Consider the following 20953-nt stretch of genomic DNA (forward strand, 5'->3'; position numbering starts at 1 on the left):
AGGGACCGGCAGCGCCGGCGGCGCGGGTCAGCGCGCCCCGCAGTAGTCGGCGAGGTAGCCCCGGATCCGCTCCAGGTACTCGTCCCCCCCTTGCCGTGTGTCGCTCATAAGCTTGATCAAGGAGGGGATCCGCCGCTCTGCCTCTTCCGCACTCCCCAGGAACTTTACCCCGACCAGCCGCTCGCAGCCGTGGACCACCTCGCAGTCGATCCTCAGGGGAGGAAGCGGCGCGTCATCCACCTGCAACTGCAGGACGCACGCCTCCCCGACCGCCAAGGGGGAGAGATCGTCCAGGTGCAAGAGCGCCCCGTTCAAGGAGACGTTCTCCAGGCAGCCTTTGTGGCAGTCGTCCCTTATCAGCACCTCTACGCTGTGTGATGATGGGGCACGGTAGAACCGGCGCGAATCTTTCATGGATTCCGTCTCCGTCTGAGGGGGCGCTTTGTCTCAAAGGCGGCACTGTCTATTGTATCGGAGAGCAGCCGACTCTGCTTGAGATGTTTGCTGAAAATACCACACCTTGCCGGCCCGGGGACACCATTATCTGTTTTATTTAATAAGTCTTGAAACTGAAGCGCCACTCTTGTATAAGAATTAAGCGTATTCACACCGAGTCTTTGCCTGGATATTACTAAACCTATTGCCGAGACAAGCTGGTAATGTCACTCTCCACCCCCGCACCCCGCTTCTCACTTTTTTTCCTTTTCCTTTTGGTTGCCTTGACCGCTGAGGGGACCCTCCCATTGCCTGTCCTTGCCGTCTACTTAGCTTCCGGGACCGCCGCAGCGGCGGCTTATGCTGCGGACAAGCGGGCGGCGGAGCAGGGGCGCCGCAGGGTGGCGGAGAGGACCCTGCACCTTTTGGGACTTCTCGGGGGATGGCCGGGCGCCGCCCTGGCGCAGTGGGCGTTCAGGCACAAGACCCGCAAGCGCCGGTTCGTCCTGGTCTTCAGGGTCACGGCGCTTGTCAACTGCGGAGCCCTCGCGCTCTTCGTGGCCTTTGGCTGAGGCCGTCCGCCGCCGCTTTACCGCAGCACCCCCACCCAGCCACTCCCGCCTGCGGCGAGAAGGGTGAGGATATGTGGACGGGTATTGATATGACATGCAATAGCTGAAACTGCTTTCGGGAGGGACGATGCACTATTTCCAGCACGCAGGTACGGATGGCTCCCTGGAGCGCGCGCGGCAGGAGCTTAAAGCCGCGAAGCTCGAGCTGCAGGCAAAGAGCCGGGAACTGGAACGGGCCCGCAACGACCTGGAGAATTTCCTCGGCTGCGCCTGGACCGCCACCGCCTTCTTCGACCGGGAATTGAGGCCGATGCGCCTGACCCCGAGCCTCGCGCAGCTTCTGGGACTCTCCAGTGCCGACACCGGGGAACTTTTGCCGGAGCTCTGCCGCAGGCTCGACTGGCCCAGCGCCGGCGAGGACCTCCGCAGCGTGGCCCGCGGCGCCGTCATCCCGGAGCGGGAGGTATCGGACCTGCAGAGCGGGCAGCAGTACCTCTTGAGGCTCGTCCCCTACCTGAGTCCCGAGGGAGAGGCCGAGGGGGTCGTGCTGAAGCTGATCGACATCAGCGACTACAAGCTCGCCGACCAGAGGCTTCTCGAATACCGGGCGGTTATCGAGTGCACCGGCGACATGATCTACGTGTTCGACCGCGGCTACCGCTATATGCTGGCGAACAGGGCGTACCTGGAGTGCCACCGGGTGCGGCACGAGGAGCTGATCGGGCGGACGGTGCCGGACCTTTTGGGGCCCGCGGCGTTTGCCGAGATCAAGGGGCGCATCGATGCCTGCTTCGCCGGCGAAGAAGTGATCTTCGAGAACCGGTACGACTTCCCCGCCAAGGGGGTCAGGGACATCCTGATCACCTACACGCCGCTTAAGAAGGGGGACCGTGTCGACCGGGTCGCCTGCCTCATCAAGGACATGACGGAGCGGTCCCAGCTGGAGGAGCAGCTGCGGCACGCGCAGAAGATGGAGGCGATAGGCACCCTGGCCGGCGGCATCGCCCACGACTTCAACAACCTTTTAACCGTAATAGCCGGCTATTCCTCCCTGATCCAGTTCAACTCCCAGGAGAGCGAGGTGGCCTCCATGGCGGCCGAGATACTCGGCTCGGTGGAGCGGGCCGCCGAAATGACCCGCAGCCTGCTCGCCTTTTCCCGCAAGCAGGAAGTGCACCTGATGCCCGTCGACCTGAACCACCTTGTCGAAGGACTGCACAAGAGCCTCGCGCGGCTCATCACCGAGGACATCGAACTGACCGTCGAGCTTTCCAGCGTTCCCCTGATCGTCTCCTCGGACAAGGGGCAACTGGAGCAGGTCCTCTTCAACCTGGTGGTGAACGCGCGCGACGCGATGCCCTCGGGAGGGAGGCTTTCCATCAGGACCGAGCTGTCGCAGCTGAACCACGCCCTGATCACCGTGGCCGACAGCGGGGTGGGGATGAGCCGGGAGGTGCAGGACCGGGTCTTCGAACCTTTTTTCACCACCAAGGAGATGGGAGTCGGGACCGGGCTCGGGCTTTCCACCTGCTACGGTATCATCAAAAAGCACAACGGCATGATCGGGCTCGAAAGCGAGCCCGGTGCCGGTACCACCTTCAGCATCTACCTGCCCCTCTCGGAAGAGCTGCCGGCCGAGGGGTACGCCGGCGGCAGTCCCCAATGGGCCACCGGCAACGAGACGGTGCTGCTGGTCGAGGACGACGAGACGGTGCGGGTCATGACGCAGCTTTTGCTGCAGCATAACGGCTACCGCGTGCTCTCCGCCAAGGAGGGAGAGGAGGCGCTGAAGATCTTCGCCGACCAGGGGGACAAGGTGGACCTGCTGCTCACCGACCTGGTCATGCCGCGCATGAGCGGGATGGAGCTCTACCAAAGGATCCAGGACCAGGCACCAGGGCTCCCCACCATCTTCATGAGCGGGTATCCTGCTGACGTCATGCTGCAAAAGGGGGGCGGTGCCGCGAAGGATTACCTGCGCAAGCCGATCAAGCCGGAGCTCTTGCTGTGCCGGATCCGCGAAGCCCTGGATGTCACCCTGACCGGCTCCGCATAAACCTCGCAACCAGGAAGACAGATTGAAGAAAAGCCCCCGTGCCGTTGAAGGCGTGGGGGCTTTTTTAGTTGTGTAGGCACTGTCTGGTTTGGAGCAGGTAAAGCTCACACTGTCACAGAAGCAGTATGGGTATGTCGGAAGCAGTGTTGATAAACAGTAATATTGTCTCAGGGGGGCGGCAACGGTCGTATCAGTTGCAGCACTTGAAGACATCAGGTTTTATGGTAAATATTTGCAGGCATCATTGTCTTACAAACTGCCTTCTTTTGACTTTGGTCAAATCCTTTCCCAGCGGTTTAATGCATCTATACAGCGCTTTCATTCTATGCAGACTTTAATCTTGCAGAACCACCACACATGACAGAGGAGAGAAAACATGCTGAAGAAGAACCTGGCTTTGACAGCGGCAGCGGCGGTTGCGGTGGGATTTTTCTCGCTTCCCGCGCTGACGACGGCGGCGAAGTCCCAACCGGCGGCTAAGGTCGCCGCCGACGGCAGGGCGAAGTGCTACGAGTGCCACGACGAGGTGAAGGCGTTGAAGGAAGGGTCCAAGCACGCCAAGCTCTCCTGCAAGGAATGTCACGACAAGCTCGACGCCCACATGAACGACCCGGAAAAGAACAAGCCGGTGACGCTGATCGACCAGGCCCTCTGCGGCAAGTGCCACAAGGAGCAGTACAACAGCTTCTACGAGGACAACTACGAGGCGGCGGCCCGGAAGGAGAAGGGGGCCCCCACCGGCCGCTCCCCGATGCAGGACAAGCTCCTGGCCGGCCACGGCTTCACCTTCGAGCATGACGAGCCGCGCGGGCACGCCTTCATGGTCATCGACCAGTTCGCGGTGGACCGCTTCCAGGGTGGGCGCTTCCAGTTCAAGGAGGGGTGGAAAGGGGTCACCTCCACCGGCAAGACCTGGGACGTGCTGACCGATACCGGCAAGAAGCTCCCCGAGACGGCGATGGCGGGGAACCCCACCTGCATCCAGTGCAAGACCTCGGACCATCTGCTCAAGTGGAAGTTCTTGGGTGACAAGGACCCCCGGGCCAAGTGGGACCGCACCTCCAACGTGGTGGACGTCGCCAAGGACACCAACAACCCGGTCGGCTGCGTCCACTGTCACGACCCGCACGGGACCCAGCCCCGCGTGGTGCGCGACGCCCTGATCCAGGCGATCCAGAAGGACCCCAAGGGGAACATCTTCGCCAAAAACGGCGCCACAGACCTCAATGTGATCGACTTCCGCGACTTCAGGAAGATCGGCGTGATGCAAAAGACCGACTCCAGGATGATGTGCGCGCAGTGCCACGTCGAGTACAACTGCAACGCCGGGACCCAGTGGAGCGACGGGAAGAAGGTCGGTTACGACGACTTGAGGACCAACCACTTCCCGCTCAAGAACTCGCTGCAGCTTCTGAAGCACTACCAGGAGCTCGACTTCTTCGACTTCAAGCATGCCGTAACCGGCGCGCGGCTGATCAAGTTCCAGCACCCCGAGGCCGAGACCTACGCCGGCAGCATCCACGATAAGGCCGGGGTGCAGTGCCACCAGTGCCACATGCCGAAGAAAAAAGGCAAAGACGGCAAGATGTTCACGACCCACGGCGTGATCCGTCCCAAGAACCACATCAAGGAGGCCTGCCTTGGCTGCCATCCCAAGGAAGGGAAGGACAAGAAGCTGTACCAGCTGGACACGGTGCAGAACTACGTGAAGGGTAAGATGCGCAAGGCCGAGTACTGGCTGGGGCAGCTGATCGACACCTACGCCGCGGCGCAGAGGGCGGGCGTTTCCCCGACCGTCTTGGACGAGGCGCGCGCGAAACACGAGGAGGCGCATGCGCTTTGGGAATACTGGACCGCTGAGAACTCCGACGGCTTCCACAACCCCGACCTCGCCCGCGAGTCCCTGACCGGCTCCATCGCCGCCTCGAAGGCTGGGGTGAAGGTCCTGAACGACGCCATGGCGGCCGCCAAAAAGGACGAAGCGAAGAAGTAACAGGGTCAGCCAAGGCTTGGGCCTTGGTGCAGCAATCAAAAAGCCCCGTTCCCCTTAAGGAGAACGGGGCTTTTTGCGTCTGTGACTGTCCTGACACTTCATGTTTTTGTGGCCAATTGACAACATAAATTCCTATAACTCATTGAATCAAAATAATTTATTTGAGAAGGTTGTACGTTAAGGAATCGGGAAAAGATTCCGATAAGGTTCGATGTTGAGTCTGGATGAGTCTGAATGAGCCGCGGGATTTTCTTTTTCATATCGGGAGTTGAACGAAAGGGGACAGCATTCATGCGTTACGTCAAAATCCATGGCAGGGGCGGGTAGCGATCTTCTTCTGGTAGTGAGTGGCTGTTATCTAAAACTTTGCACTAGGAGGTAGTCATGAAGTGGTTTTATGATTTGAAGCTCGGCACCAAGCTGATCGCTGGCTTCATATCCGTCGCCGTCATCGCGGCGATCATCGGGTATTTCGGCATCAGGGAGATGAACAAGATCGAAGACGCAGATGTCACCATGTACCAGAAGATCACCGTACCGATAACCCAACTGCAGGACGTCTCCACCGCCTTCCAGCGGATGAGGGTCAACTTGAGGGACCTCATCATGGCGACGAGCCCTCAGGATGAGCAGGACAAGATAAAGCGGATCACCGACCTTAGGGAGGAGATCGACAAGGCGGCCGGGGAGTTCGAAAAAACCATACTGACCGACGAGGGGCGGAAGCTTTTCGACGAGTTCAAGCAGTCACGAAACGCCTACGGCCCGATCATGGACCGCATCGTCCAGCTTTCACAGGCAGGGCAGGACAAGGAAGCGCTGGCGCTCATGCGTGGGGATGGGGCCGCCGCTTCCCGAAACGAGCAAACCGCCATCGAGAAGCTGGTGGATGCCAAGCTGAAGCAGGCGAAACTGACAAACGAGTCGAACACGGCGCTTGCGGCTACCGCGACGAAGATCATGTCGATCCTGATCGCAGTCGGCGTGCTCTTGGCAGTAGGGCTCGGGCTCTTCATCACCCGCATGGTGCAGGGGCAGCTCGGAGCCGATCCCATGGAGGTGAGCGAGGTCGCCAACCGGGTCGCGGCCGGCGACATGACGGTCACCATAGATCTGGCCGGAAAGAGGGACGACAGCGTCATGGCGGCCATGCAGAATATGGTCGATTCCGTTAAGGCGCTTGTTGCTGACGCCTCCATGCTGGCCGATGCAGCCGTTGCCGGAAAGCTCGCCTCCCGCGCCGACGCAAGCAAGCACAGGGGCGATTTCCAGAAGGTGGTCGCCGGGGTCAACGACACGCTGGACGCGGTGATCGGGCCCCTGAACGTGGCGGCGGAGTACATGGACCGGATCTCCAAAGGGGACGTGCCTCCCAAGATCACGGACAACTACAACGGCGACTTCAACGAGATCAAGAACAACCTGAACGTCTGCATCGACGCGGTATCGGCACTCGTGGAAGACGCAAACGCGCTCTCCCATGCCGCGGTGGAAGGAAAGCTCGCCACCCGCGCTGACGCCTCCCGCCACCAGGGGGATTTCAGAAAGATCATGCAGGGGGTAAACGACACGCTCGACGCGGTAATAGGCCCCCTGAACGTGGCGGCGGAGTACGTGGACCGCATCTCCAAGGGGGACATCCCCCCGAAGATCACCGACAACTACAACGGCGACTTCAACGAGATCAAGCTGAACCTCAACAACTGCATCGACATCATGAGCAACCTGATAGTCGAGATAAACAAGGTGACGCTGGCCGCGGCTGAGGGGAGGCTCGACGAGCGCGCCGACGCCGGGCACTTCATCGGCGAGTGGAAGGAAGTGGTGACGGGCGTGAACAACATCGTCACCAATATCGTGAACCCGCTGATGATGATGGCCGACTACGTGGACCGCATCGCCAAGGGGGACATGCCCCCGGCCATAACCGCCGAGTCCAAGGGCCAGTACAACCTGATCAAGAACAACCTGAACGTGCTTATCGAGGCGATCAACAAGATCACCGACGCCGCCAAGGAGGTCTCCCAGGGGAACCTGATGGTGAGCCTCAAGGAGCGCAGCGCGCAGGACGAGCTGATCCAGGCGCTGTCGGCCATGGTCGGAAAGATCACCGAGGTGGTGAGCGAAGTGAAGCAGGCGGCCGACAACGTGGCAAGCGGCAGCGTGCAGCTCTCCGCCAACGCCCAGTCGATGTCGGAAGGGGCGTCCCAGCAGGCGGCGGCGGCCGAAGAGGCCTCCTCCTCGATGGAGGAGATGTCGGCGAACATCAGGCAGAACGCCGACAACGCCATGCAGACCGAGAAGATCGCGGTGAAGTCGGCCGCCGACGCGCAGGAAGGGGGAAAAGCGGTGGCAGAGACGGTGCAGGCGATGAAGGACATCGCAGGCAAGATCTCGATCATCGAGGAGATCGCGCGGCAGACCAACATGCTGGCCCTGAACGCGGCGATCGAGGCCGCGCGCGCAGGCGAGCACGGCAAGGGGTTCGCGGTCGTGGCAAGCGAGGTGAGAAAGCTCGCCGAGAGGAGCCAGGTAGCGGCGGGCGAGATCTCGGAGCTCTCGGTCTCCAGCGTCGAGGTGGCCGAGCGGGCCGGCGAGATGCTCGCCGGGATCCTCCCGGACATCCAGAAGACGGCGGAGCTGGTGCAGGAGATCAACGCCTCCAGCAAGGAGCAGGACACCGGGGCGCAGCAGATCAACAAGGCGATCCAGCAGCTGGACCAGGTTATCCAGCAAAACGCCTCGGCGAGCGAGGAGATGGCCTCCACCGCGGAGGAGCTCTCCAGCCAGTCGGCGCAGCTGCAGTCGACCATAGCGTTCTTCAGGGTCGACGGCTCCCACGTGCAGCACGTCCAGGCTTCGAGGCCGCTCACCAAGTCCGCGGCGAAGAGTGAGGCGAAGGCGGCCAAGCAGCCGGTCAAGGTGCAGACCAGGAAGGCGATAGGGCACGACCTCGTCCTGAACGACGTCGACAACGACTCCGATTTCGAGCGTTTCTAAGGGCAAGGCAAAGGTAAGAACCGAGGCACGAGTAGCCGTGCCCCGCAGCGAGAAAGAGAGCCCCGTTTCCGCGGAAACGGGGCTCTCTTTCTTCAGGTGAGGCCAATTTAATGCGTATCCCCCATTAAAGAGTTTCAGCAAATGCAAGCGGCTACCGATCTGCTCATTATCAACCAAACCAGGAGTTCACATGGCCTTCACCTTTTTTATGCGGGACCAGCCGACGCTGGAACATGCCGCCGACCACATGATCGGCTACGCCTCGGGACGCAGCAGGATCAAGATCTGGGACGCGGGGTGCGCGCTAGGGCAGGAAACCTACACCATCGCGATGATCTTCGCGGAGAAGATGAACTCCTTCGGGTTCAAGAACCTCCGCATCGACGCCACGGACTACGACAGCGACAACAACTTCGGCGACGTGGTCAAGGCCGCAACCTACCCCTACGAGGAACTGCAGCGCACCCCGGCCCAGCTCTTCTCCAAGTACTTCGAGCCGGCGGAAAAGCAGGGGCAGCACCGGGTGGTGCAGCTTCTGCGCGACCGGGTGACCTTCCAGTACCACGACCTCCTCTCCTTGAAGCCGGTCGGAAACGACTACTGCCTCGTGGTCTGCAAGAACGTCATGCTCCATTTCCAGTACAAGGAGCGGGTAGAGGTCTTCAGGATGTTCCACAAGGCGCTCGCCCCCGGTGGGTACCTCGCCACGGAAAACACCCAGAAGCTCCCGCCGGAGGTGGCACACCTCTTCCAGCAGGTGGTGCCAGACGCACAGCTTTACAAGAAGATTGGCGGCTGATGGCGAATCAGGGTCCGGTGGTTATCTCTTAGCGACTCGACAGACCCGCCGGATACTGTCAAAACAGCGGCTGCTACTTAAGTGCCTGAATTGCTCACTCCTTCAGAAAAAGATTTGCTGTATACGATTTCTCCTACAGTCAGTGGGATTCGTGCCGATAGATCAGCTAAGTCAGCACTCATGGCCTGGCGAGCCATGCATCTATCTAAAGCAGGATCACACGGACACAGGGGGGAGTCATGAAGTGGTTTCACAACTTGAAGCTTGGCGCAAAACTGATGACGGGTTTCGCAGCGGTCGCACTCATAGCCGCCGTCATCGGCTTTATCGGCATCACGAAGCTGAGGTCGATAGAAGAAGCTGACACGAAGCTGTACCAAAAGATAACCATCCCCATTTCCCAGCTGCAGGATATCTCCACCTCCTTCCAGAGGATCCGCATCAACATCCGTGACATGGTTGCCGCAACCGACGCCGCGGAGCGCAAGAGCTACGGCGACCGCATCGTCCAGCTGCGCGAGGTGATCAACAAGAACACCGCCGAGTTCGAGAAGACCATCATGACCGAAGACGGGCGCAAACTCTTCGCCGAGTTCAAGCGGGCGAGCTCCGCCTACGCCCCGTTCCTGGACGAGATGGCGCAACTTGCCAGGGCGAACCGGACCCAGGAGGCGCATGCCCTCATGGTCGGCGACGGCGCCAAGGCGGCAAAGGAAGAGCAGGCGGCGATCGACGCCCTGGTCGAAGCGAAACTCGCCCAGGCGAAGCTCACCTCCGAAGGCAACAGCGCGCTGGCAAAGGGGGCCATCACCATAATGACGGCCATGATCGCCGCCGGGGTGCTCCTCGCCGTGGCCCTCGGGTACTTCATCACCCGCCTGGTGCAGGGTCAGCTGGGAGCCGATCCCAAGGAGGTGAGCGAGGTGGCGACCCGGGTAGCCAAGGGGGACATGTCGGTCGCAATCGACCTCGCCGGGAAGAAGGGGGACAGCGTCATGGCGGCCATGCACGCCATGGTCGAGTCCATCAAGGCGCTCGTGGCCGATGCCGCCATGCTCTCGGAGGCGGCCGTGGCCGGAAAGCTCGCCACCCGCGCCGACGCAGGGAAGCACCAGGGGGAGTTCGCCAGGATCGTCACCGGGGTGAACGATACCCTCGACGCGGTGATCGGGCCCCTGAACGTCGCGGCCGAGTACGTGGACCGCATCTCCAAGGGGGACATCCCCCCGATGATCACGGACAGCTACAACGGCGACTTCAACGAGATCAAGAACAACGTGAACCAGTGCGTGGAGACGCTGAACGCGCTGATCGCGGACATGAACAACATGTCGGCGCAGCACGACCTGGGTGACATCGACGTGCAGATCGCCGCCGGGAACTACCAGGGGGTGTACCGGGAGATGGCGGCCGGGGTGAACAACATGGTGAACGGCCACATCGCGGTGAAGAAGAAGGCGATGGCCTGCATCGGCGAGTTCGGGCGCGGCAACTTCGAGGCGCCGCTGGAGCAGTTCCCTGGGAAAAAGGCCTTCATCAACGACACCATAGAGCAGGTGCGGGCGAACCTGAAGGCGCTGATCGCCGACGCGAACCTCCTCTCCGAGGCGGCCGTGGCCGGAAAGCTCGCCACCCGCGCCGACGCAGGGAAGCACCAGGGTGACTTCCGAAAGATCGTGCAGGGGGTGAACGACACCCTGGACGCGGTGATAGGGCCGCTGAACGTGGCGGCGGAGTACGTGGACCGGATCTCCAAGGGGGACATCCCGCCGAGGATCACGGACAGCTACAACGGCGACTTCAACGAGATCAAGAACAACCTGAACGTCTGCATCGACGCCGTGGCCGCGCTTGTCGCCGATGCGGCGCTCCTCTCGCAGGCGGCCGTCGAGGGAAGGCTCGCCACCCGCGCCGATGCAGGGAAGCACCAGGGTGACTTCCGGAAGATCGTGCAGGGGGTGAACGACACCCTGGACGCGGTGATAGGGCCGCTGAACGTTGCGGCAGAGTACGTGGACCGCATCTCCAAGGGGGACATCCCCCCGAGGATCACAGACAGCTACAGCGGCGACTTCAACGAGATCAAGCTGAACCTCAACAACTGCATCGACATCATGAACAACCTGCTCTCCGAGGCGGACAAGGTGGTCGAGGCCGCGGCGGAGGGGAGGCTCGACGAGCGGGCGAACCCGGAGCTTTTCATTGGCGGCTGGAAGGAGCTCGTCGTCGGGGTGAACAACATCGTCGCCAACATAGTGAACCCGCTCATGGTGACGGCCGACTACGTGGACCAGGTGGCAAAGGGGGTGATCCCGCCGGCCATCGTGACCGAGTACAAGGGACAGTACAACATCATCAAGGAGAACCTGAACGCCGTGGTGAAGATGATGAACGACCTGCTGGAGCAGACCGACATCATCATCAGGGCAGCGGCGGACGGGGAACTCGACAAGCGCGCCAACGCCTCCCTTTTCGTGGGGGGGTGGAACAAGCTGGTAACGGGCGTCAACGATACCGTCGCCAACATCGTAAACCCGCTGATGGTTACGGCCGATTACGTGGACAAGGTGGCGAAGGGGGAGATCCCGCCGGCGATCGTGACCGAGTACAAGGGTCAGTACAACATCATCAAGGAGAACCTGAACGCGGTGGTGAAGATGATGAACGAGCTCCTGGAGCAGACCGACATCATCATCAAGGCCGCGGCGGACGGTGAGCTGGACAAGCGGGCCGACGCCTCGCTCTTCGTCGGGGGGTGGAACAAGCTGGTGGTCGGCGTGAACGACACGGTGACCAACATCGTGAACCCGCTCATGGTGACGGCGGACCACGTGGACAGGATCGCCAAGGGGGACATGCCCCCGATGATAACCGCCGAGTACAAGGGTCAGTACAACCTGATCAAAAACAACCTGAACGTGCTGATCGAGGCGATCAACAAGATCACCGACGCAGCCAAGGAGGTCTCCCGCGGGAACCTGATTGTGAGCCTCAAGGAGCGGAGCGCTCAGGACGAGTTGATCCAGGCGCTGTCGGCCATGGTCGGAAAGATCACCGATGTGGTGACCGAGGTGAAGCAGGCGGCCGACAACGTGGCAAGCGGCAGCGTGCAGCTCTCCGCCAACGCCCAGTCGATGTCGGAAGGGGCGTCCCAGCAGGCGGCGGCGGCCGAAGAGGCCTCCTCCTCGATGGAGGAGATGTCGGCGAACATCAGGCAGAACGCGGATAACGCCATGCAGACCGAGAAGATCGCGGTGAAGTCGGCTGCCGACGCGCAGGAAGGGGGCAAGGCGGTGGCCGAGACGGTGCAGGCGATGAAGGACATCGCAGGCAAGATCTCGATCATCGAGGAGATCGCGCGGCAGACCAACATGCTGGCCCTGAACGCGGCGATCGAGGCCGCGCGCGCAGGCGAGCACGGCAAAGGTTTCGCGGTGGTGGCAAGCGAGGTGAGAAAGCTCGCCGAGAGGAGCCAGGTAGCGGCGGGCGAGATCTCGGAGCTCTCGGTCTCTAGCGTCGAGGTGGCCGAGCGGGCCGGCGAGATGCTCGCCGGGATCCTCCCGGACATCCAGAAGACGGCGGAGCTGGTGCAGGAGATCAACGCCTCCAGCAAGGAGCAGGACACCGGGGCGCAGCAGATCAACAAGGCGATCCAGCAGCTGGACCAGGTGATCCAGCAAAACGCCTCGGCGAGCGAGGAGATGGCCTCCACCGCGGAGGAGCTCTCCAGCCAGTCGGCGCAGCTGCAGTCGACCATAGCGTTCTTCAGGGTCGACGGCTCCCACGTGCAGCACGTCCAGGCTTCGAGGCCGCTCACCAAGTCCGCGGCGAAGAGTGAGGCGAAGGCGGCCAAGCAGCCGGTCAAGGTGCAGACCAGGAAGGCGGTGGGGCACGACCTCGTCCTGAACGATTTTGACAACGACGCCGAGTTCGAGCGCTTCTAAGGGCAAGACAAAGGTAAGAACCGAGGCACAAAACCGTGCCCCGCAGTGAAAAAGAGAGCCCCGTTTCCGCGGAAACGGGGCTCTCTTTATTCAGGTGAGGCCAATTTAATGCGTATCCCCCATTAAAGAGTTTCAGCAAATGCAAACGGCTACCGATCTGCTCATTATCAACCAAACCAGGAGTTCACATGGCCTTCACCTTTTTCATGCGGGACCAGCCGACGCTGGAACATGCCGCCGACCACATGATCGGCTACGCCTCGGGACGCAGCAGGATCAAGATCTGGGACGCGTACAAGGAGCGGGTCGAGGTCTTCAGGATGTTCCACAAGGCGCTGGCTCCCGGCGGGTACCTCGCCACGGAAAACACCCAGAAGCTCCCGCCGGAGGTGGCACACCTCTTCCAGCAGGTGGTGCCAGACGCCCAGCTTTACAAGAAGATCGGCGGCTGATTGTGAAGATCGTCCCGCTGGGGAAGAGTCAGGAGACCTACAGCTGCAACTCCTACCTGATTCTGGGGGACTGGAACAGGATCGAGGACGTCAACACGGTGATAGACCCCGGGGTAGACGGCTTCATCATGGAGGAGATCGCCCGCCTCTCCACCGGGTTCGGAAAGGTCCCGGTCCAGCAGGTGATCCTCACCCATAACCACTTCGACCACTCCGCCGGGGCGGCGGCGCTCCGAAAGGCCTACGGCTGCAGAGTGCTCGCCTTTCAGGAAGGGCCCGGCGTGGACCAAACGCTCAAGGGGGGGCAGTTCCTCAAGGCAGGCGACGATTTCCTGGAGGTGCTGCAGACGCCTGGTCATTCAAGCGATTCCATAAGTCTTTACGCGCCTTCGCTGCACGCCCTTTTCTCAGGCGACCTGCCGCTTAGGGTGAGGACCCCCGGCGGGAGCTTCGGCTGCGATTACCTGGCAGCGTTGCAGATCTTGAACCGAAGGAAGATCGACCAGATCTATTCGGGGCACGACGAGCCGCTGCTCTCCGGGGGAGGCGCTATGATAGAGCAGACCATCCGCAATGTGCTGGCGAGCAGGATCTCTGGATGAGTCCTGCGTCACACTTGATCGGGCGGATAAAACGAGAAGTTATATACGATTTCTCCTGCAGTCAGAGGGCTTTCTGCCAATATATCAGCTAAGTCATCATTCACAACTTAACAGCCATGTATCTGTCGAAAGCAGCCGCTCGCGAAGTCCGCGGCGAAGAGCGAGGCGAAGGCGGCCAGACAGCCGGTGAAGGTGCAGACCAGGAAGGCGGTGGGACACGACTTCGTCCTGAACGATTTAGACAACGACGCCGAGTTCGAGCGCTTTTAAGGGGAAAGAGCAGTCCCCTGAAACAGCTTCTTCCCGCAGCAGGAAAAAGAGAGCCCCGTGTCCACAGAGACGGGGCTTTCTTTCTGGGAGTCTCATTCAATGCCTGCCCCGCACCCGGCTCTGTATCAGCGATGGGTAAAAGAGACAGAAAACTGTTTTCTCTCCTACAGTCGGAACGATTTAAGCCGATACAAGAGGTTGAGACTGGCATTTCTGAACAGGCCATAAAGTACCAGGCCATCTAATAGAGGCAAGGCCACGAGAGGGGGAGGAACATGGGTACCCAGTTGCTGAAGATCACCAAGAAGAAGGATGTGACCCAGGTGGCGATCAACGGGGCGATGACCATCTGCCAGGCCGCCGAGCTGAAGGCTGGGCTGTTGAAGGCCTTCGAGACGGGAAAGCCGGTGGAGATACTGGTTGCCGGGGTGACGGAGGTGGACGTGACGGGACTGCAGCTCATCTGCAGCGCGCACAGAAGCTCCCTGGAGCGCGGCTGCACGCTGAAGGTTTCCGGGACCGACTCCGAGGGGGTCGCCCGGGTGGCGCAAAAGGCCGGCATGTTGCGCCACGCCGGTTGCTCCCACGACGTCACCAACAGCTGCATCTGGAAAACGGAGGCCTGAGATGACTTTAAAGCTGCGGAATAAGGGGGAAAGCCATGCAGGATAATTTCATCCAGGCCTTCAAGGACGAGGCGAGGGAGCTTCTGGCTGACCTGGAGGATGCCCTTTTGGAGATGGAGGAGAACCCCACCGATCTCGGCATCGTCGGCCGCGTCTTCCGCACCATGCACACCATCAAGGGGTCGGGCGCCATGTTCGGCTTCGACGACATCGCGGGGTTCACCCACAACGTCGAGACCGTCTACGACCTGGTGCGAAACGGGGAGCTTGGCGTCAGCAAGGAACTGGTGACCCTGAGCCTGGAGGCGAGGGACCGCATCCTCGCCATGCTGGAGGCGGCCGAGTGCGGAGCTGCGGTGGACCAGGGGCTGAACGACCGGGTCATCGAGGCTTTCCGGGCGCTGGTCCCCGGCGGCTGCGCCGCAGGCGCCCCGGCGGACGCTCACCCCGCAGCACCGGCGCCGGAGCCGGAGGAACAGGAAGCGGTCACCTACCGGATCCGCTTCCGTCCCGCGCCGAGCATCTTCTGCTCCGGAGTGAACCCGCTCTCCCTGATCGCCGAGCTGCAGGAACTGGGGCCCTGCACCGTGGTGGCGCACGCAGCCGCCATAGCGCCCCTGGAAAGCCTGGAGCCCGAGCAGTGCCATCTCTACTGGGACATCATCCTCACCACAACCGCGGGGGAGGACGCCATCAACGACGTCTTCATCTTCGTCGTCGACGACTGCCAGCTCTCCATCGCCGTGATCGACGACGGCTCCAGGCAGGACGAATACAAGAAGCTGGGGCAGATCCTCATCGAGCGCGGGGACATGACGGCGCAGCAGATGGAGGAGCTTCTGGGGCGCCAGAAGAGGATCGGCGAGCTCGCCGTGGAGGCTGGGCTGGTCGATCCGGAGACGGTGACCTCGGCCCTTTTGGAACAGCGCCACGTAAAAGAGGTGCGCCAGGAGCGCCAGTCGCAGGGGGCGGAGGGGGCTTCGAGCATCAGGGTGGCGGCCGAGAAGCTGGACGTATTGGTCAACCTGGTGGGAGAGCTCGTTACCGTGCAGGCGCGGCTCAGCATGGTGGCCCAGGAGCTCAAGAAGCACGCCGAGCTGGTCTCGGTGGCCGAGGAGGTGGAGCGGCTCACCAACGACCTGAGGGACAACGCGCTCGACATCAGGATGCTCCCGATCGGCGCCACCTTCTCGAAGTTCAAGAGGCTGGTGCGCGACCTCTCCGCGGAACTGGGCAAGGAGATCGAGCTCACCACGGAAGGGGCGGAAACGGAGCTGGACAAGACCGTGATCGAGAAGCTCAACGACCCGCTGGTGCACGTGATACGCAACAGCATCGACCACGGCATTGAGACCCCCGAGGCAAGGGAGGCGAAGGGGAAAGCGCGGGCCGGCACCATCAGGCTCTCCGCGGTGCACTCAGGCGACAGCGTCCTCATCACCATCAAAGACGACGGCGCGGGGCTAAACGCCGACGCCATCAGGGCCAAGGCGGTGGAGCGCAAGATCATCTCCCCCTCGGCCGAACTCTCCGAGAAGGAGATCTGGAACCTTATCTTCGCCCCCGGCTTCTCCACCGCGGCCAAGGTCACCAGCGTCTCCGGGCGCGGCGTCGGCATGGACGTGGTGAAGCAGGCGATCGAGGGGCTGCGCGGCACCATCGACGTGAAGAGCTCGCAGGGGGAGGGGACCAGCATCATGCTGAAGATACCGCTCACCCTGGCCATCATCGAAAGCCTCCTGGTGCAGATCGGCAAGGACAGGTTCGTGCTGCCGCTCTCCATGGTGGACGAATGCATCCTGCATTCCCGGGAGGAGATCGAGAAGAGCCACGGGCGCGAGTACCTGATGGTGCGCGAAAAGCTGGTCCCCTACGTCCCGCTGAGAAGGATGTTCCGCATCCCCGGCGCCCCCCCCGAGATCCAGCAGGTGGTGATCTGCCAGCTGGAGGGGAAGCGCTTCGGCCTTCTGGTCGACTGGGTCATCGGGGAGCACCAGACGGTTATCAAGTCGCTGGGGCGGATGTACCAGCAGGTGGCGGGGATGTCGGGCGCGACCATCCTGGGCGACGGGTCGGTGGCGCTCATCCTGGACGTGCCGACCATCATGCAGTTGGCGGAGCAGGCCCAATGAGCCGGCAAGAACGCCGCTGCGCCGCGCCCCAGGCTTGGAGCCGGGGCGGCTAGGGTGTGAAAAAAAAGCCGCGCAATCGGCGCGGCACAAGGTAACGGGAGTCCACAAGTTGAGGCGTCTTACTCTTTTACTCGCTGCATTTTGCCTGCTGCTGACCGCCTCCGCGTCTTTAGGCGGGGACGCCCACGCGCGCAGGATCAGGGTCGGCGCGTTCAATTTCTACCCCGGCATCTTCCAGCAGGACGGCAAGGTCCAGGGGATCTTCGTGGACCTGATCAACGAGGTGGCCCGGCGCGAGGGGTGGGAGGTCCAGTACCTCTACGGCGACTGGGCCGAGGGGATCTCACGCCTCAAGAAGGGGGAGGTAGATCTCCTCACCGCCGTCGCCTGGACCCCGGACCGCGCCGAATTCCTCGACTACGCGAAGACCCCTCTTCTGACGGTGTGGGGCGAGTTGTACGTCCGCCGCCAGTCGCAGCTCAACAACATCAAAGAGGTCCAGGGGAAGACGGTCGCGGTGATGAAGGCGGACTTCAACGGCGCCAGCTTCCGCAACATGATCGATAAGTTCGGCATCAAATGCAGCTTCGTCGAGTACGGCAACTTCGAGCAGATCTTCGCCGCGGTCTCCTCGGGCAAGGTTGACGCCGGAGTGGTCAACAGCACCTTCGGCACCGCGAAGCACCACCAGTACGACCTCGCTTCCTCAGGGATCATCTTCAACCCCTTCGACATCTACCTCGCCGCGGGCAAGGGCGAAAATCCCAAGTTCCTCGAAGTCCTGGACCGCTACCTGGCCGCCTGGCGCGCCGCCGAGGGCTCCCCCTACCATCAGGCGCTCAGGCGCTGGTCCTACGGCAACGCGTCGGCGGTCCCGGTCACCCCCCGCTGGCTTATCCCCACCTTGATCGGGTGCGCCCTGATCTGGGGGGTGGCGACCGCCTTCATCGTTCTTTTGCGCCGACAGGTGAACCGCAAGACCCGGGAGATGGCGCGGCAGGCGGGGGAGCGCCTGAAGATCGAGGAGACCCTCTTCTTCATCAACGAGTGCGGCGCACGCGAGCGCGAGGAACGGCTCCTGACCGGCATCAGCCAGTACCTCTGCGCCTGCCTGGACGTCGACTACGCCTATGCGGGAGAGCTTTTGGGCGAACAGGGACGGATCAGGACCCGAGGCTTGCGCTGCCGCGACGCCGAGTGCGAGGAGCTCGAATACGACCTGATGGGCGCGCCGTGCCAGGACGTGGTGGGCAAAGCGTTCTGCATCCACCCCAGCGGAGTGAGGGATCTGTTCCCGCTGCACCAGATGCTGCAGGAAAAGGAGGCGGAGGGGTTCGCGGGGGTGCCGCTCAGGGACAGCCAGGGAAAGGCTATCGGGGTCCTCGCCATCCTGAGCCGTCGGCCGCTGCAAAACCTCCCCCTCATCGAGACCGTGCTCCAGATCGCCAGCGTCCGGGTGGCGCAGGAGCTCGAGGCGATGAGCCACCTGGAAGGCCTGAACCTCAAGGACTTCACCATTGAGAACATCAACGACGCAGTCTACTGGGTGACGCCGCAGGGAAGCATCTGGTACGCCAACCGCGCCGCCTCCGCCATGCTGGGCTACAGCAGGGACGAGTTCATCCGCATGCAGATCGCGGAGCTGAACCCCTCCTACCCGGCGGAGGTCTGGACCGGGTACTGGCAGGAGCTGAAACAAAAGGGGAGTGTGCAGCAGGAGACGGCGCACCGGGCAAAGGACGGGCGGCTGGTCCCGGTTGAGGTCACAGCCAACTACTGCATCTACAACGGGACCGAGTTCAACTGTGCTACGGTGAGGGACATAACCGAACGCAAGCGCCTGGAGCTTGCGCTGGAGCACAGGCTGGCCGTTCTGACCGAGCCGATGGTGAACCTGGCGCGGATAACCATGGAAGACCTCTTCGACCTGGAAGAGCTGCAGGCAATCCAGAACAGCTTCGCCGAAGCCCACGGCGTGGCCTCCATCATCACCGACGCCAAGGGGCGCCCCATCACCCGTCCCAGCAACTTCAGCGAACTCTGCGGCGAGGTGATTCGCGGCACCGAGCTGGGGCTTGCCAACTGCATGCGCTCCGATGCCGCTTTGGGCTCGATGGGGCACTCCGGCTCCTGCCTGCAGCCCTGCCTGAGCGGCGGGCTGTGGGATGGCGGCGCGGCGATCCACGTAGGGGGGTACCACGTCGGGAACTGGCTGGTGGGGCAGGTGCTGGACGATGAAGCCGATCTCGGGCAGATGTCCCGGTACGCCGACGAGATAGGGGCCGACCCCGTGCGCTACCGGGACGCGCTCTCAAAGGCCCACAGGATGTCCAGGGAGCAGTTCCAGAAGGTGTGCCGATCGCTGTTCCAGATCGCCGGGCAGCTCTCCAGGATGGCGATCCAGAACGTGCAGCAGGCCCAGCACATCGCGGACCGCGCCCGCACCGAGGAACTGCTTCAGGAATACCGCAAGGTGATCGAGTGCTCCCGGGACCAGATCTGCGTCATGGACCGCGACTACCGCTACCGGATGGCCAACCGTGCCTTTTTGGAGTACCGGGGGGTGACCCTGGACGAGGTGGTGGGACGGACCGCGGAGGAGGTGCTCGGCGCAGAGCTTTTCGCCTCGGTCAAGCCGCAGGTGGACGAGTGCCTGGCTGGAAATGCGGTCAGCTTCGAGATCCAGACCGAGTCGGCGGAGCACAGGGTGCGCTCGTTGGCTGTGACCTACACCCCCATCGAGGACAAAAGCGGCAGCATACGCGTGGCCTGCGTCATCAGCGACCAGACCGAGAAGAAACATCTGGGGGAGCAGCTGAGGCAGTCGCAGAAGATGGAGGCGATAGGCCAGCTCTCAGGCGGCATCGCCCACGACTTCAACAACATCCTGACCGTCATCGTCGGCTACGGAAACCTCCTGGAGCTGGACGGGACCCTGACCCAGCACCAGAAGGAGCAGGTGGAACAGATCGTGGCGGCGTCGGAGAGGGGGGCGCAGCTGACGCGAGGGCTTCTAACCTTCAGCCGTAGGCAGATCATGAACCCCTCCGCGCTCGACCTGAACACGCAAGTGAACCAGATCCAGAAGTTCCTGCTGCGCATCATCGGCGAGGACATCACGCTTAGCTTTCATCCGCATCCCGGCACCCTGAAGGTCCTGGCCGACGCGAGCCAGCTGGAGCAGATCCTGATGAACCTCGCCACCAACGCCCGCGACGCCATGCCCAACGGTGGCAGCCTTTCCATCGAGACGGGGGTGCAGGAGATCGACGAGCCACATGTGCGCTCCCAGGGGGGCGGCAGCCCAGGGCGCTACGCCTGCATCATGGTTTCCGACACGGGCGAGGGGATGGACCAGGAAACCCGGGAGCGGATCTTCGAGCCCTTCTTCTCCACCAAGGTCGTGGGGAAGGGGACCGGACTCGGGATGTCGATCGTCTACGGCATCGTCAAGCAGCACAAGGGGTTCATCAACGTCTACAGCGAGCCGGGAGAGGGGACGGTCTTCAAGATCTACCTGCCGCTGATAGAAGGGGAAGCGGAGAGGCAGGGGTGCTCTTCCACGAGCGAAGCGCCGAAGACGGGGTCCGAGACCATCCTGCTGGCGGAGGACGACCCGGGGGTGAGAAGGCTCGTGGAATCGCTGCTGGAGAAGTACGGCTACCGGGTGATCCTCGCCGTCGACGGCAGCGACTGCGTCCAGAAATATATGGCCCACCGGGACGAGATCTCGCTGATACTTATGGACGTGATCATGCCGGGTAAGAACGGACGCGAGGCGTTCGAGGAGATCCGGGCGATGGATCCGAAGGCGAGGGTGCTCTACTCGAGCGGCTACACCGCTGACTTCATGAAGAACCGCGGCGTGTTCGAGGAATCGGTGGACCTGGTCATGAAGCCGGTCCAGCCGATGACGCTGCTGAACAAGGTGAGGGAGGTGCTGGACCGAGAGGCAAGAGGTTAAGCAGATTGAGATTGAGATTGAGATTGAGATTGAGATTGAGATTGAGATTGAGATTGAGATTGGCGAGGCCGGGAGGTGGAGGACGGATATCTGGCCCTGCCGCGAGCC

Annotated in this window: 13 protein-coding genes; 11 read left to right on the forward strand and 2 right to left on the reverse strand. The window is 62.0% G+C overall.

The features are described 5' to 3' along the window. Nucleotides 1–27: 27 nt before the first annotated feature. The gene (locus GEOBRER4_RS06295) at nt 28–414 is read right to left on the reverse strand and encodes a PilZ domain-containing protein (RefSeq protein WP_185244688.1); all 387 of its coding nucleotides are present in this window, start codon (nt 412–414) and stop codon (nt 28–30) included. 329 nt (nt 415–743) lie between these two features. Between GEOBRER4_RS06295 and GEOBRER4_RS06300 the strand changes: the two genes are divergently transcribed. The 8 genes from GEOBRER4_RS06300 to GEOBRER4_RS06335 all read left to right on the forward strand — a co-directional run bounded on the left by GEOBRER4_RS06300 (nt 744) and on the right by GEOBRER4_RS06335 (nt 13853). After that, nucleotides 744–1007: a DUF1294 domain-containing protein gene (locus GEOBRER4_RS06300; protein WP_226377905.1), complete on the forward strand. Its 264-nt coding sequence runs from the start codon at nt 744–746 to the stop codon at nt 1005–1007. Between the two features lie 127 nt (nt 1008–1134). After that, nucleotides 1135–3063: a PAS domain-containing hybrid sensor histidine kinase/response regulator gene (locus GEOBRER4_RS06305; protein ID WP_185244690.1), complete on the forward strand. Its 1929-nt coding sequence runs from the start codon at nt 1135–1137 to the stop codon at nt 3061–3063. A 376-nt stretch (nt 3064–3439) separates the two neighbouring features. Next, the gene (locus tag GEOBRER4_RS06310) at nt 3440–5056 is read left to right on the forward strand and encodes an ammonia-forming cytochrome c nitrite reductase subunit c552 (RefSeq protein WP_185244691.1); all 1617 of its coding nucleotides are present in this window, start codon (nt 3440–3442) and stop codon (nt 5054–5056) included. A gap of 384 nt (nt 5057–5440) precedes the next feature. Further along, complete coding sequence (locus tag GEOBRER4_RS06315; protein WP_185244692.1) at nt 5441–8056, forward strand: MCP four helix bundle domain-containing protein; 2616 nt, start codon at nt 5441–5443, stop codon at nt 8054–8056. Nucleotides 8057–8246: 190 nt separating this feature from the next. Beyond that, nucleotides 8247–8855: a CheR family methyltransferase gene (locus tag GEOBRER4_RS06320; RefSeq protein ID WP_085813329.1), complete on the forward strand. Its 609-nt coding sequence runs from the start codon at nt 8247–8249 to the stop codon at nt 8853–8855. A 239-nt stretch (nt 8856–9094) separates the two neighbouring features. Beyond that, a complete protein-coding gene (locus GEOBRER4_RS20265) occupies nt 9095–12799 on the forward strand; it encodes an MCP four helix bundle domain-containing protein (protein ID WP_185244693.1) in 3705 nt (1234 codons plus the stop codon). A 188-nt stretch (nt 12800–12987) separates the two neighbouring features. Beyond that, the gene (locus GEOBRER4_RS06330; RefSeq protein WP_085813326.1) at nt 12988–13251 is read left to right on the forward strand and encodes a hypothetical protein; all 264 of its coding nucleotides are present in this window, start codon (nt 12988–12990) and stop codon (nt 13249–13251) included. 2 nt (nt 13252–13253) lie between these two features. Further along, on the forward strand, nt 13254–13853 hold the full coding sequence (locus tag GEOBRER4_RS06335) for an MBL fold metallo-hydrolase (protein WP_185244694.1): 600 nt from the start codon (nt 13254–13256) through the stop codon (nt 13851–13853). A 107-nt stretch (nt 13854–13960) separates the two neighbouring features. Here GEOBRER4_RS06335 and GEOBRER4_RS06340 read toward each other — a convergent pair whose 3' ends face one another. Further along, nucleotides 13961–14098 carry a hypothetical protein gene (locus GEOBRER4_RS06340; protein ID WP_185244695.1) on the reverse strand — a complete coding sequence of 46 codons (138 nt, stop codon included), beginning with the start codon at nt 14096–14098 and terminating at the stop codon, nt 13961–13963. 300 nt (nt 14099–14398) lie between these two features. Here GEOBRER4_RS06340 and GEOBRER4_RS06345 point away from each other — a divergent pair, with 300 nt between their 5' ends. From GEOBRER4_RS06345 to GEOBRER4_RS06355, 3 genes are all read left to right on the forward strand, one after another. Beyond that, the gene (locus GEOBRER4_RS06345; RefSeq protein WP_185244696.1) at nt 14399–14749 is read left to right on the forward strand and encodes an STAS domain-containing protein; all 351 of its coding nucleotides are present in this window, start codon (nt 14399–14401) and stop codon (nt 14747–14749) included. 35 nt (nt 14750–14784) lie between these two features. Then, nucleotides 14785–16881, forward strand: coding sequence for a chemotaxis protein CheA (locus GEOBRER4_RS06350; RefSeq protein ID WP_185244697.1), 2097 nt, complete (start codon nt 14785–14787; stop codon nt 16879–16881). 109 nt (nt 16882–16990) lie between these two features. Beyond that, complete coding sequence (locus GEOBRER4_RS06355) at nt 16991–20845, forward strand: PocR ligand-binding domain-containing protein (RefSeq protein ID WP_185244698.1); 3855 nt, start codon at nt 16991–16993, stop codon at nt 20843–20845. The last annotated feature ends 108 nt before the right edge of the window (nt 20846–20953 follow it).

This window comes from Citrifermentans bremense (assembly GCF_014218275.1).
Lineage (GTDB): Bacteria > Desulfobacterota > Desulfuromonadia > Geobacterales > Geobacteraceae > Geomonas > Geomonas pelophila.